Source organism: Aquabacterium parvum, from assembly GCF_001447195.1.
GTDB classification, from domain to species: domain Bacteria; phylum Pseudomonadota; class Gammaproteobacteria; order Burkholderiales; family Burkholderiaceae_C; genus Aquabacterium; species Aquabacterium parvum.
In genome coordinates this window covers 99,627-111,369 of the sequence record NZ_LFRI01000538.1, presented here as the reverse complement: position 1 = coordinate 111,369, position 11,743 = coordinate 99,627, and the positions used below count along the sequence as shown (strand labels likewise).

Here is an 11,743-nt window from a genome sequence, read left to right as displayed (position 1 = left end):
GAGAGCGGAGATGGCAACCTGGCTGTTCAACGTCTGGCACCTGGGACTCAAGGAGCTGCGCTGCGTGCTCAAGGACCGCACCATGATGGCCGCCATCATCGTGTCGTTCACTTTGGCGATCTACGTGGTGGCCGTCGGCACCAAGACCGACGTGAACCACGTGGCCGTGGGCGTGGTCGACCGAGACGGCTCAGCCCTGTCCCTGCGCCTGCGCGACGCGGTGCGCGCGCCCATGTTCCAGGCCCCCGTGCCGGTGACCGAAGAAGAAGCGCTCAACGGTCTGGAGACGGGGCGCTTCCTGTTCGTGCTCGACATCCCGGCGCACTTCGAGGCCGACGTGCACGCCTACCGCTCGCCCACCGTGCAGGTGCACATGGATGCCACGGCCATGGCCCAGGGACGTCTGGGTGCGGCCTACCTCGAAGAAATCATCGTGCGCGAAACCCTGGCGCACCTGAAGGTCGATGGCATCGACGAGTTGCTGCCCGCCAGGGCCGTGGTGCACGTGCTGTTCAACCCCAACGGCACCTCGTCGTGGTTCACCTCGGTGATGCAGCTCATCAACAACGTCACGGTGCTGTCGGTGGTGCTGGTGGGCGCGGCCGTGATCCGCGAGCGAGAGCGCGGCACCATCGAACACCTGCTGGTGATGCCGGTGCGGCCCAGCGAGATCGCGGTGGCCAAGATCGCCGCCAACGGGCTGGTCATCCTGGTGGCCGTGGGGGTGTCGCTGTCGCTGGTGGTGCGCGGCGTGCTGGAGGTGCCGCCCGAGGGGTCGGCGGCGCTGTTCCTGCTGGGAACGGGTTTGTACCTGTTTTCGCTGACGGCGCTGGGGATCTTGCTGGCCACCGTGGCCTCGTCGATGCCGCAGTTCGGGCTGCTGGCCGTGCCGGTGTTCGTGATCATGTACCTGCTGTCGGGCTCGGCCACGCCCCGCGAGAGCATGCCCGAGTGGCTGCAGCACCTGATGCTGGCCTCGCCCTCCACCCACTACACCCAGCTGGCGCAGGGCATCTTGTACCGCGCGGCCGGGGCCGATGTCGTGTGGCCGCAGATGCTGAGTGTGGCGGGCATCGGCATCGTGTTCCTCGGTCTGGCCTTGATGCGCTTTCGCACCATGCTGGCCCGCCAGGGGTGACCTGCTTGTTCGAAGGAGTTGTTCGATGAAGCCTTCTCTGACCCGTTGGGGTGGTGTGGCGGCGGCCGTGGCCTCGGCCTGGCTGGCGGGCTGCACCACCGTCACGGTGGACGTGCCACCGCCCGACGTTGCCGTGCCCGACCGTTTTGCTGCCGCACCTTTGAGCGGTGAGCGCGCCGACCTGGCCCGCTGGTGGGACCGCTTCGGCGACCCGGTGCTCACGGCCTACATCGAAGAAGGCCTGCGCCAGAACGCGGATGTGCGCGTGGCCCTGGCCCGGGTGCGCGAAGCACGTGCCTACATCGATGTGGCCGGTTCGGCCAGCCTGCCCACCGTCGATGCTTCGCTGGCCGGCTCGCGTGGCAAGCAGGACGGCGCCTTGCCGACCGGGGCGGGCTCGGCCCTGCCGACGTCCATGCCATTGCCCATCGAGCTGCCGCAAACCACGGGCGACCTGCCCTGGGGCAACACCCGTGGCCATGCGATGACATTGGCGTGGGAGGCGGACGTGTTCGGCGGCCTGCGCAGCCAGACGGAGATGGTCAGGCAGTTGGCCTTGGGTGCGCAGGAGCAGGTGCATGGCGCCCAGTTGATGGTGGCCTCGGACATCGCATCGCGCTACATCGAAGCGCGCAGCGCTGAGAGGCGGGTGCTGCTGCTGGACGAAGGCATCCGCGTGGCCGAGCGGCTGATGGCCTACGCCAAGGGACGCTTCAAGGCCGGGCAGGCCACCAGCAGCGACGTCGAGCGCGCAGAGTTGGAGTGGCGCCACGCCCAGGCCAAGCGCGAGCCGCTGCAGGCCTTGCTGCACAGTCACCTCAAGCGCCTGGCGGTGCTGATGGGGCGGCCGCCTCAAGAGCTCAAATCTCTGCCGCCCACCATGGCCGAGATGCAACCGCCGCCCCTGCCCGAGGTGCTGCCCAGCGAGGTGCTGGAGCGTCGGCCCGATGTGCGCGGCGCGGCCCGCAAGTTGCGCTCGCAAGCAGCCAAGCTGGGCACGGCCAAGGCCGCGCAGCTGCCGCGTTTCTACCTTGGGCTGGCCGTGATGGGCGGCCGCTTTTCACCCGACGACGAGCCGGGCAGCAATTTCGGGCTGCAGCGCCTGGGCGTGGGCGTGCGCCTGCCGATCTTCCATGGCGGGCGCATCAGGGCCAACATCGCGGCCAACCAAGCCAACCTGGACGGCCTGGCGGTGGAGTACGAAAAAGCCATCCTCACGGCGCTGGAAGACGTCGAGAACGCCTACGTGGCTCAGCAAGCCTTCGTGGCGCAGCACCAGCACCTGCAGCGCGTGGCCGAGCTGGCGAGGCGCGTGTCCGACCACCAGCAGGCCTTGTTCATCAAGGGGCAGGCCTTGTTGCAGCCGGCGCTGGAGGCGCAGGCCAAGGCCCTGGAGCGCGACGACGACCGCGTGCGCGCCGACAACGACCGCCTGATCTACACCGTCACGCTGTACAAGGCGCTGGGCGGTGGCTGGCAGGATGAGTCGCCCGCCGCGGCGAGGGTGGCTGCGAAGGCCGAAGCACCTGCCGAGCCTGTGGTGCCCGTGCAGCAAGCCGCCGCGCCAAGCTGGGCACACGACATGCCTTGACGCTGCACAAAACCATGAAGAGGGTGGCTGCATAGATTGGCCACCCATGAACGCTGTCATCCAACCGGAGCTGGTTTGTCCGGCCGGCTCCCCCCGTGCGCTGGACGTGGCCCTGCAAGCAGGTGCCGACGCCGTCTACCTCGGGCTGCGCGACGCCACGAACGCGCGCAATTTCGCCGGGCTGAACTTCTCACCGACCGAGCTCAAGGCGGCGGTGAGGCGCGCCCATGGGCTGGGCCGCAAGGTGCTCATGGCACTCAACACGCAGGCGCTGTCGCCCGACCCAGGGCCGTGGCTGCGCGCGGTGGATGTGGCCGCCGACGCGGGTGTCGATGCCCTGATCGCGGCCGACGTGGCCGTGATGGCACATGCGAAAAGGCAGCACCCGCACCTGCGCCTGCACCTGTCGGTGCAGGGCTCGGCCACCAACCACGAGGCCATCGCGCTGTACCACGAGCGCTATGGCATCCAGCGCGCGGTGCTGCCTCGCGTGCTGACGCTGTCGCAGGTGGCGCACGTGATCCGCCAGACCCCGGTGGAAATCGAGGTCTTCGGCTTTGGCAGCCTGTGCGTGATGGTGGAAGGGCGCTGCGCGCTGTCCTCCTACGCCACAGGCCGCTCGCCCAACAACGCGGGCGTGTGCTCGCCGGCCGAGTTCGTGCGCTGGGAGGAGCGCGGGCTGCAGGTCGATGCGCGGCTGGGCGGTGTGCTGATCGACCGCTACGGGCCCGAAGAGCACCGCGCTTACCCCACGCTCTGCAAAGGCCGCTTCGATGTCGAAGGGCGCCGAGAACACGCCCTGGAAGAGCCCACCAGCCTGAATACGATCGACGTGTTGCCCGACCTCATTCGCGCGGGTGTGAAGGCGATCAAGATCGAAGGCCGCCAGCGCAGCTCGGCCTACATCGACCAGGTCACCCGCGTGTGGCGGCAGGCCATCGATCGGGCGATGGCCTCGCTCGAAACCTATGAGGCAAGCCCAGTGGGGCAGCAGGCCTTGCAGCGCCTCTCCGAAGGGCGGCAGACGACGCTTGGCGCCTTGAGCAGGCCTTGGCAATGAACACGACCATGACCTTGACCGTGGGGGCCGTTCAGTACCACTGGCCCCGAGAAACCCTGTTTCGCTTCTACGCCGACCTGGCCGACAGCCCCGCGCGCGACGTTGTGCTGGGCGAGGTCGTGTGCTCGCGCCGACGTGATCTCAAACCCGCCGACTGGCTGGCGCTGGCGGCTGAGCTCACGCAAGCCGGCAAGCGCGTGTGGCTGGGCACGCTTGCGCTGATCGAAACCGAAGCCGAGCTGCGCGGCGTGCGCCAGGCCGTTGAGCGCGGCGACGTGCTGATCGAGGCCAACGACGCCGCGGCCGTTCGCCTGGCCTGGCACGCGGGCCGGCCGTGGTCCATCGGCACGCACGTCAACGTCTACAGCAGCGAGGCGCTGGCCGAGTACCGCGAGATGGGCGCCACCCGCTGGCTCGCGCCGGTGGAGCTGGACCTGGACGCCATGCAGGCCGTGCTCGCGCCGCACCTGGGCCACATCGAAGCCGAGGTGATCGCCTTCGGACGCCTGCCGCTGGCCTTGTCGGCACGATGCTTCACGGCGCGGCACCATGGGTTGCAGAAGGACCAGTGCGGCTTCGTGTGTGGCAACGACCCCGATGGGCTCGACGTGAAAACGCAGGAAGGGCAGGTGTTCCTGGCCATCAATGGCATCCAGACGCAGTCGGGCACGGTGCAGTGCCTGCTGGGCCACCTGCCGGCCATCGCGCGTGCGGGCGTCTCTGCCCTGCGCCTGTCGCCATGTGCCTGGGACTTCCTCGAGGTGCTGCGTCTGCATGACGCCGTGCTGGGCGGGCGCTTGTCGCCCGGCGATGCGGAGGTGGTTTTGCGCGGCCTGAAATTGCCGGGCCCTTTGTCCGATGGTTTTGCTCACGCCCGCATGCCGGGCATGGCCTGGGAGGCCGCATGAATCACACACTGAATCCAAACCAGAAGCCTTCAACGGAACACGTTTGGCTGGCGTCTCTTGAGCGACTGGGCCCGTGGCTCAGCCCCTTGCTCAGCCGCCTGCCGGTGCAGCCTCCCTCGCTGGTGCTGGCCCGCGTGCTGACCGAACGCTGGTGGCCACAGGTGCCGCTGTCGGCTCGCCCAGGCTTGTGTGGTCGGCGCGTTGACGTGGTCGTGCGCGACCTGGGGCTGACATTCCGGCTGTGTGCCGAGGGGCGGGGCATTCGCATGGCGACGGCACATGAGCCGATGGCGGTTGCGATCCAGGCCGATGCCCGCGCCTTCCTCGACCTGATGGCCGGCCGAGAAGACCCGGACACCTTGTTCTTCGAACGGCGCCTGGTGATGGAGGGTGACACCGCTTTCGCGCTGCTGCTCAAGAACACGCTTGACGCGGTGGGGCCGGTGACGTGGCCGGCTTGACCCGCCTCAACCAGGTCGCCCATCCAGCCGGGGCCGCAGGTACCAGCGCAGCAGGCGCAGCGCCCAGGCCCCCATCACCAGCAGCCAGCCCACGGCCGCCGTTGGCAGCAGCCACGCTGCTTCAGCCGGCCACAGCAGGGCCGTCAGCCGCAGCCCCGCCACACCTTGCAAGCCCAGGAAGGCAGCCCAGATGAAGTCATCGGCCACCAGGGTGCGCCCGCCGTGGCCGCAGCTCACGCGCGTGACCATGGCCAGCACCAGCGAGCCCAGGCAGCCGATGCCCAGCGCGTGCACCGAGAGCAACGGGTCGGGGTGCAACTCCAGCAGGAAGGCCAGCCCCATCCACACGAAGCCCACGTGCAGCATCGCCAACAGGCGGATGTGCAAGCTCTGCACCAGCCCCCAGCGCACGGCCAGGCCCAGCACCAGCAAGCCCCATGGCAAGGCCAGCGCGGCGCGCAGCCAGGGCAGCTCGCTGCGGCTCAACACCGTGCCTTCGGCGAGGTGCAAGGCGCCTTGCAGCCAGATGCCGACCAGCAGCGCCCACAACAGCCAGTTGGGCCGCCAGGCGTCCAGGCGAGGCAGGGCGGCGGCCGTGAAGAAGGGGATCATGCGGTGCTGCACCACCACGAACACCGGCACCACCCAGCCCCACAGCGCCAACAGCGTGGCGCCGCGCCACAGGTCCCACCGGCCCAGGTGCAGGCCCAGTGCCGACGCCGCCATGGCCAGAGCGCCGATCAGGCCAGAGGCCACCACCAGCTTGGCATGCAGCCGGTCATCGGCCCGACTGCGCCAGGTCAGCACGACAAAGCGGTGCATCAGCAGGCACCAACCGATCAGGCTCACGCCCTGGCCCAGCAACACGACGCGACTGTCGACAACCGAGCCCAGCAGCACCAGCCACCAGCCCGAAGCCAGCACCAGGCAGGCGAGCCGCACGTCGCGCGCGCTCACCTCCGGCATCTGCAACCAACGTGGGCCCGCCGTGAAAAGGAAACCGGCGAAATAAAGCGGCATGAAGCCGCAGACCATCAACAGGCCATGAAGCCAGCCCGCGGGCAGCACAGGGGCAAGTTGCCTGGCACCGAATGCCCACAGCCAGGCCCACCACGCGGCGGTGAGCAGCAGGTTGATGCCCGCCAGGAAAAACGCCAGCCGATGCGGGGCCTGCAGCAGTTGAGCGACCCGCAGGGGGCCGCGTTCGGCGCGTGGGCGATCGGTGCTCATCGCCGACGGGCGAGGCGATCGGGCGCCAGCAGGCGGATGGTGCGCTGCTGCATGTCGATCAGGCCTTCGGTTTGCAACTCGCGCAAGACACGCGAGAAGTGCTCTGGCGTGATCGACAGCAGAGAGGCCACCACGCCTTTGCTCACCGGCAGGGTCACGACGCGTTCGGCGAGTGTTTGGTTCGCCCCGTCGATCAGGTCTTCGCCCAGCTCGTCGGCCTGTTCGACCAGCGCCGGCAGGTTCAGCAGGTAGTCGCACACGCGCTGCGCGGCGCTGCAAAGCGAGGTGGTTTCGATCTCGCGCATCATGCGGCGCACCTGACGGCCGGCGTCGTCTAGCAAGCGGGCGGCCATCTCGTTGTCCAGGTGCAAGCGGTTGCGCAGCACCTCGTGCGGCACGACGAGCACGGTCGTCTCGACCAGCGCCCGTCCGTGATGGGTGTGGGGCGCGGTCCGCACGTGGTGGGTGCCGGGCAGGGTGTGGCCACGCCCGACCACGTCGATGACCTTCTCGTGGCCATCGCTGGCCCGCGCGTAGACCTTGATGTGGCCGTCGAGCACGGCGTGCAGGCCTTCGCAAGGCTGGCCCGCATCGAAGATTGTTTCACCGCGCTGGAGGTTGCGCAGCTGGCTGTGCTCGAGCAGGTGTGCCAGTTGCGTTCGGTCCAGTGCCGAGAAGACGGGGTTTTCTGCCAGCCGGGCCAGCGCGCGAGTCGGTTGCATGGGCATGTGAGGGTCCCTTTGTTCAGCCTTTGCCACCATTTTTCGGACCCGAGGTGGACATGGTTTTGATGCGGCACAAAGTCGCATGCACAGCGGTGATCAACCACCCCCAAGGCGTGCGTCGATCTCGTTGAAGATCGACTGTTCATCCGGGGGTGAATCCTGAGGCGCGTCCTGATAGGGGCCGGTGCCGCTGTGCTCCGATTGCGACGCGGGCAGGAACTGACCGCTCCTCACATCGAAGACGTGCACCTCCCCGTCTTCGATCACGTAGTGCCAGCCGTGCAGCGTCACCTCGCGCTTTTCGACGCGTTCGCGCACCATGGGGTAGTCCATCAGGCGCTCGAGCTGCAGCACCACGGCGCGCTGCTCGGTGCGGCGCAAGGCCTCGGGCGAGACCTGAACGGGCAGGGCGGCTTCGCGCGCCATGTCCAGCCAGCCGCGCAGGTTCTTGGCTTGCTCCGGCACCTCTTCGTACAAGGCCTTCATGGCGCCGCAATGCGAGTGCCCGCAGACCACGATGCGCGAGACCTTCAGGTTGAGCATCGCGAACTCGATGGCGGCTGCCGTGCCGTGCAGGCCATGCAGACCGTCATAAGGCGGGATCAGCGCGCCCACGTTGCGCACGATGAAGAGCTCGCCCGGGCCCGCGCCCGTCAGCAGGTAAGGCACCAGCCGCGAGTCGGAGCAGCCGATGAAGAGCGTCGTCGGGTGCTGGCCGTCGGCCACCAGACTCTGGAAGCGCGACTGGTGCTGTGGGAAGAAATCCGTGTGGAAGTGCCGCAGGCGTTGCAGGAGCTCGTCCATGGGCCCGGCTCCTGGCTCACTGCAGCAGGGGCGAAGCGGCGGCGTCCAGGTCGGCGCCTTCCACTTCGTGGCGCGCGGCCAGCACGGCGCAGGCCTGCTTGAGTGCGGTGGCAAAAGCCTGCTGGCGCAGCGATTGCGCCACGGCCTGCTGCACCTGTTCAAACGGCGGGCGAACGCCGGCCTCGCGTGCCTGCACCTCGACCACATGCAGGCCGAAGCGGCTGTGCACCAGGCGGGGCAGCACGCCGATGTGGGCCTGCGCTTCGTCCTGGCCGAAGAGCTCGCGAGCGAACTCGGGGGCGCAGTCGTTGGCGCTCAGCCAGCCCAGCTCGCCACCCTGTTCGCCCGACGGGCAGTTGGATGTGGTGCGAGCCTGTTCGGCGAAGGTCTCGGGCGCGGAGCGCACCGCGATCAGCGCTTGTTCGGCGCGCTGACGCAGGGCCTGCACGTCCACGCCGGGTGTCACGGCGAACAGGATGTGGCGGGCCTGCACGCGCTCGCCCTGTGCATAGCGAGCCGGGTGCGCGGCGTGAAAGCGCCGGCAGGCGGCCTCGTCTGGATCGGGCACCTGGATGGCCTGGTCCAGCCAGCGGTCGATGGCGTCGGCCGCGGCTTCGCTGATGACGCCGTCGCTGGGCGCCGGGTCATCGACGGACAGCAGGCCATCTTCGATGGCGGCCAGGCGCAGCAAGGCGAGGCTGGCGAGTTGGCGGCGCTCGGCTTCGGTCAGCTGTTCGGGCTGCTCGTGCAGCACGTCGTCACCCACGCGCAGGGGGCGGGTGGCGGCGAGGGCATCGGTGGCGGGGATGGTGTGCATGGTCATCTCCTGGCGAGGGTTCAGCGGGGCAGGCCGCTGCGGCGGCTGCGCACCACCTGCCAGGGGCGGAGCACGTAGCCGGCGGCGGCGAAGCCGCTCCAGACGTGGACCAGGCGGGTGAAGGGGAAGATGACGAACAGCGTCATGCCGGCCACCATGTGCACCTTGAAGACCAGCGAGACGTCGGCGATCAGGCTGGCCGCATCGCCACGGAAGGTGACGATGTGCTGCGCCCAGGCCACCAGCTTGAGCATCGTGGCGCCGTCGCGGTGCTCCAGCGACAGGGGCACGGTGGACAGGCCCAGCAGCAGCGTGCCCAAGATCCAGAACAGCACGAGGAAGTCGCGTGGCTTGCTGGTGGCTCGCACGCGCTCGTTGCCCAGGCGGCGGGCGATCAGCAGCAGCAGGCCGACCAGGCAGACGCTGCCCAGGATGCCACCGGCCACGACGGCCAGCATCTGCTTTTGCCCAGCGCTGATGCCCAGCGCATGGACCAGGTCGGCCGGCGTCAGCATGCCGAAGAAGTGCCCGAAGAACAGGCCGATGATGCCCAGGTGAAAGAGGTTGGAGCCCGCGCGCAGCAAGCCGGTGGACAGCATCTGGCTCGACTCGCTGCGCCAGGTGTACTGGTCGCGGTCGAAGCGCACCAGGCTGCCCAGCAGGAAGACAACCATGGCGATGTAGGGGTAGATGCCGAAGAAGAACTGATGTGTGAGGCTCATCTCATGCTCCTCGTTGTGGTGTGAGTGCGGGGGCGGATGCGCGCGGGGTGCGCACGATGTGGATGGGTTGGGGCTGATCGGCGCGTTGCTGGCCCTTGGTCGAGCAGCCATCGAAAGCGGCGGGCTCGGCCCAGGCGTCGTCGAGGGCCTCGTCTTCGGGCACCTCGGTGGCCTCGATGGCGTGGCCCATCAGCTCCAGCACGGCCGCGGGGATGTGTGCGTACAGGCTGCGGCGCTTGAGCAAGGCCGCATACAGCGCATTGAGGATGTGCGCGAACTCGCCCGTGAAGCCCTGCGCCGCACCGGCCTCCAGCGTGGACGCGAACTCCATCACCAGGGGCAGGTAGTCGGGCAGCTCGCCCCCGTTGTCGGGGTTCAGCTGCAGGCCGGCCTGCTCGTAGGTCTGCACGAGATCGACCATGGCCTGGCCTCGATCGCGCGAGTCGCCATGCACGTGTTCGAACAGGTGAAGCGAGGTGGCCCGCCCGCGGTCGAACAGCTCGACGTAGTCGGACTCGACTTCGTAGCCGTCGCGTGCCGTCAGTTGCGACACCAGCTTCTCCAGCCCGGCGAGCCGGGTGTCGCTCAGGCGTTGTTCATCGTGCAGGGCGTCCAGCAGATCGCCCAGGTGGGCGCGCAACTCGGCGTTCGGGTAGGCCAGCAATCGGGCCAGGGCCCGCAGGCTGCGCGCAGGCGTCGGCGCACTGTGCAGGCCCTTGAGGTGGTTCAACAGGCTGCTCATGGTCAGATCTCCGATTTGATGGGGATGGTGCGCTTCTTCTTGGCGCCGAACAGGCTGGTCTCGGTCTGCCCGTCGGAGCAGCCGTTGCCGAACGAGAAGCCGCAGCCGCCACGCAGATCGAACGCGTCTTCGGCGTACTCGCGGTGCGCGGTGGGGATGACGAAGCGGTCCTCGTAGTTGGCGATGCCCATGATGTGGTACATGTCTTCGACCAGCGCGGGCGTGAGGCCCACTTGCTCGATGGCCTTGACGTTGGCCTCGCCATCGACGTGCTTGCCGCGCATGTAGGCGCGCATGGCCAGCATGCGTTCCAGCGCGCGCGACACCGGTGCCACGTCGCCGGCCGTCATCAGGTTGGCCAGGTACTTCAGCGGGATGCGCAGCTGGTTGACGTCCGGGATCTCGCCGTTGGTGCCGACGTGGCCGGCGTTGGCCGCGGCCTGGATGGGCGACAGCGGCGGCACGTACCAGACCATGGGCAGCGTGCGGTACTCGGGGTGCAGGGGCAGGGCCACCTTCCAGTCCACGGCCATCTTGTAGACGGGGCTGTTGCGGGCGGCGGTCAGCCAGGCCTCGGGCACGCCATCGGCGCGGGCCTGCTCGATCACCTTGGGGTCGTGCGGGTCCAGGAAGATGTCGAGCTGCGCCTGGTACAGGTCGCGGTCGTGCTCGGTGCTGGCGGCCTGCTCGATGCGGTCGGCGTCATAGAGCAGCACGCCCAGGTAGCGGATGCGGCCCACGCAGGTCTCCGAGCACACCGTGGGCTGGCCGGCCTCGATGCGCGGATAGCAGAAGATGCACTTCTCGGCCTTGCCGCTTTGCCAGTTGTAGTAGATCTTCTTGTAGGGGCAGCCCGAGACGCACATGCGCCAGCCACGGCACTTGTCCTGGTCGATCAGCACGATGCCGTCTTCCTCGCGCTTGTAGATCGAGCCCGAGGGGCACGACGCCACGCACGCCGGGTTCAGGCAGTGCTCGCACAGGCGCGGCAGGTACATCATGAAGGTGTTCTCGAACTGGCCGTAGATGTCCTTTTGCACATCCTCGAAGTTCGCGTCCTTGCTGCGCTTGCTGAACTCGCCGCCCAGGATCTCTTCCCAGTTCGGGCCCCACTCGATCTTCTCCATGCGCTTGCCGGTGATCAGGCTGCGCGGGCGGGCGGTGGGTGCGGCTTTGGTCTTCGGGGCCGACTGCAGGTGGTCGTAGTCGAAGGTGAAGGGCTCGTAGTAGTCGTCGATCTGCGGCAGGTTGGGGTTGGCGAAGATCTTCATGAGCAGGCTGAGCTTGCCGCCCTGGCGGGGCTGGATCGAGCCGTCGCTCTTGCGGATCCAGCCGCCTTTCCACTTCTCCTGGTTCTCCCATTCCTTGGGGTAGCCGATGCCGGGCTTGGTCTCGACGTTGTTGAACCAGGCGTACTCGACGCCGGGGCGGTTGGTCCAGACGTTCTTGCAGGTCACCGAGCAGGTGTGGCAGCCGATGCACTTGTCCAGGTTGAGGACCATGCCGATCTGTGCGCGGACTTTCATGTTGTGTGCTCCTTGGGTC

The 11,743-nt window shown here is 68.2% G+C and carries 12 protein-coding genes; 5 read left to right on the top strand and 7 right to left on the bottom strand.

Going from position 1 to position 11,743, the window contains the following annotated elements; translation table 11 throughout:
• The first annotated feature begins 10 nt into the window (after positions 1–10).
• Genes ABG80_RS19950 through ubiT form a run of 5 tightly spaced genes read left to right on the top strand, consistent with a single transcriptional unit; the run spans position 11 to position 5,158 of the window.
• Positions 11–1,138 carry an ABC transporter permease gene (locus ABG80_RS19950; RefSeq protein ID WP_058089305.1) on the top strand — a complete coding sequence of 376 codons (1,128 nt, stop codon included), beginning with the start codon at positions 11–13 and terminating at the stop codon, positions 1,136–1,138.
• Positions 1,139–1,163: 25 nt separating this feature from the next.
• The gene (locus ABG80_RS19945; protein ID WP_058089304.1) at positions 1,164–2,729 is read left to right on the top strand and encodes an efflux transporter outer membrane subunit; all 1,566 of its coding nucleotides are present in this window, start codon (positions 1,164–1,166) and stop codon (positions 2,727–2,729) included.
• 46 nt (positions 2,730–2,775) lie between these two features.
• Complete coding sequence (ubiU, locus tag ABG80_RS19940; protein ID WP_058089303.1) at positions 2,776–3,789, top strand: ubiquinone anaerobic biosynthesis protein UbiU; 1,014 nt, start codon at positions 2,776–2,778, stop codon at positions 3,787–3,789.
• 8 nt (positions 3,790–3,797) lie between these two features.
• Positions 3,798–4,697 (top strand): U32 family peptidase, encoded by a 900-nt coding sequence (locus ABG80_RS19935; protein ID WP_235513970.1) that lies wholly within the window; start codon positions 3,798–3,800, stop codon positions 4,695–4,697.
• Positions 4,694–5,158 (top strand): ubiquinone anaerobic biosynthesis accessory factor UbiT, encoded by a 465-nt coding sequence (ubiT, locus tag ABG80_RS19930; protein WP_083506315.1) that lies wholly within the window; start codon positions 4,694–4,696, stop codon positions 5,156–5,158. The genes ABG80_RS19935 and ubiT overlap by 4 nt, the downstream gene beginning before the upstream one ends.
• A 6-nt stretch (positions 5,159–5,164) precedes the next feature.
• On the opposite strand, the gene ABG80_RS19925 is transcribed toward ubiT, so the two are convergent.
• The 7 genes from ABG80_RS19925 to narH form a co-directional block, all read right to left on the bottom strand.
• Positions 5,165–6,388 (bottom strand): NnrS family protein, encoded by a 1,224-nt coding sequence (locus tag ABG80_RS19925; RefSeq protein WP_058089300.1) that lies wholly within the window; start codon positions 6,386–6,388, stop codon positions 5,165–5,167.
• The gene (locus ABG80_RS19920) at positions 6,385–7,116 is read right to left on the bottom strand and encodes a Crp/Fnr family transcriptional regulator (RefSeq protein WP_058089299.1); all 732 of its coding nucleotides are present in this window, start codon (positions 7,114–7,116) and stop codon (positions 6,385–6,387) included. The genes ABG80_RS19925 and ABG80_RS19920 overlap by 4 nt, the downstream gene beginning before the upstream one ends.
• 93 nt (positions 7,117–7,209) lie before the next feature.
• Positions 7,210–7,917 carry a carbonic anhydrase gene (locus tag ABG80_RS19915; protein ID WP_058089298.1) on the bottom strand — a complete coding sequence of 236 codons (708 nt, stop codon included), beginning with the start codon at positions 7,915–7,917 and terminating at the stop codon, positions 7,210–7,212.
• A gap of 16 nt (positions 7,918–7,933) precedes the next feature.
• Complete coding sequence (locus tag ABG80_RS19910) at positions 7,934–8,734, bottom strand: peptidylprolyl isomerase (protein ID WP_058089331.1); 801 nt, start codon at positions 8,732–8,734, stop codon at positions 7,934–7,936.
• A 20-nt stretch (positions 8,735–8,754) separates the two neighbouring features.
• A complete protein-coding gene (gene narI / locus ABG80_RS19905; protein WP_058089297.1) occupies positions 8,755–9,456 on the bottom strand; it encodes a respiratory nitrate reductase subunit gamma in 702 nt (233 codons plus the stop codon).
• Between the two features lies 1 nt (position 9,457).
• Positions 9,458–10,198 carry a nitrate reductase molybdenum cofactor assembly chaperone gene (gene narJ / locus ABG80_RS19900; RefSeq protein ID WP_058089296.1) on the bottom strand — a complete coding sequence of 247 codons (741 nt, stop codon included), beginning with the start codon at positions 10,196–10,198 and terminating at the stop codon, positions 9,458–9,460.
• A 2-nt stretch (positions 10,199–10,200) separates the two neighbouring features.
• The gene (gene narH / locus ABG80_RS19895) at positions 10,201–11,724 is read right to left on the bottom strand and encodes a nitrate reductase subunit beta (protein ID WP_058089295.1); all 1,524 of its coding nucleotides are present in this window, start codon (positions 11,722–11,724) and stop codon (positions 10,201–10,203) included.
• Positions 11,725–11,743 lie beyond the last annotated feature (19 nt).

Coding starts and splice junctions, on each gene's coding strand:
- ABG80_RS19925 (WP_058089300.1), bottom strand. CDS start 6,388: ATGAGCACCGATCGCCCACGCGCCGAACGCGGCCCCCTGCGGGTCGCT.
- narH (WP_058089295.1), bottom strand. CDS start 11,724: ATGAAAGTCCGCGCACAGATCGGCATGGTCCTCAACCTGGACAAGTGC.
- ubiT (WP_083506315.1), top strand. CDS start 4,694: ATGAATCACACACTGAATCCAAACCAGAAGCCTTCAACGGAACACGTT.
- ABG80_RS19915 (WP_058089298.1), bottom strand. CDS start 7,917: ATGGACGAGCTCCTGCAACGCCTGCGGCACTTCCACACGGATTTCTTC.
- narJ (WP_058089296.1), bottom strand. CDS start 10,198: ATGAGCAGCCTGTTGAACCACCTCAAGGGCCTGCACAGTGCGCCGACG.
- narI (WP_058089297.1), bottom strand. CDS start 9,456: ATGAGCCTCACACATCAGTTCTTCTTCGGCATCTACCCCTACATCGCC.
- ABG80_RS19910 (WP_058089331.1), bottom strand. CDS start 8,734: ATGCACACCATCCCCGCCACCGATGCCCTCGCCGCCACCCGCCCCCTG.
- ABG80_RS19950 (WP_058089305.1), top strand. CDS start 11: ATGGCAACCTGGCTGTTCAACGTCTGGCACCTGGGACTCAAGGAGCTG.
- ABG80_RS19945 (WP_058089304.1), top strand. CDS start 1,164: ATGAAGCCTTCTCTGACCCGTTGGGGTGGTGTGGCGGCGGCCGTGGCC.
- ubiU (WP_058089303.1), top strand. CDS start 2,776: ATGAACGCTGTCATCCAACCGGAGCTGGTTTGTCCGGCCGGCTCCCCC.
- ABG80_RS19935 (WP_235513970.1), top strand. CDS start 3,798: ATGACCTTGACCGTGGGGGCCGTTCAGTACCACTGGCCCCGAGAAACC.
- ABG80_RS19920 (WP_058089299.1), bottom strand. CDS start 7,116: ATGCCCATGCAACCGACTCGCGCGCTGGCCCGGCTGGCAGAAAACCCC.